This window comes from Shewanella sp. S1-49-MNA-CIBAN-0167 (assembly GCF_040310145.1).
Taxonomy (GTDB): domain Bacteria; phylum Pseudomonadota; class Gammaproteobacteria; order Enterobacterales; family Shewanellaceae; genus Shewanella; species Shewanella psychromarinicola.
Genome location: NZ_JBEOPO010000535.1, coordinates 1 through 230 on the forward strand (window position 1 = coordinate 1; position 230 = coordinate 230).

The following is a 230-nucleotide window of genomic DNA, read 5'->3' on the forward strand; positions in this document are numbered from 1 at the left end:
TGATGGATCTCTGCTGCTAATGTTGGCCGATTTTCAGCAACAACCGCACAACCTAATAAAGCTTTAACCTGCTTTGTTACATCAGGTAGCTGACGGATAGCTTTTTCACCACGAGCAAAAATCTTAATTTCAATGTGTGGCATAGATGAGCGATAACCTAGCTCAATGCCTTGTGGCAAAGTGATGTCTGACAATGTATCTGCTAATGATGACTCACCGTGACCAATTGT

General features: G+C 42.2%; 1 pseudogene. It reads right to left on the minus strand.

From position 1 onward, the window contains the following. A pseudogene (locus AAEZ00_RS22315) lies at positions 1-230 on the minus strand (CinA family nicotinamide mononucleotide deamidase-related protein); the annotation flags it as partial.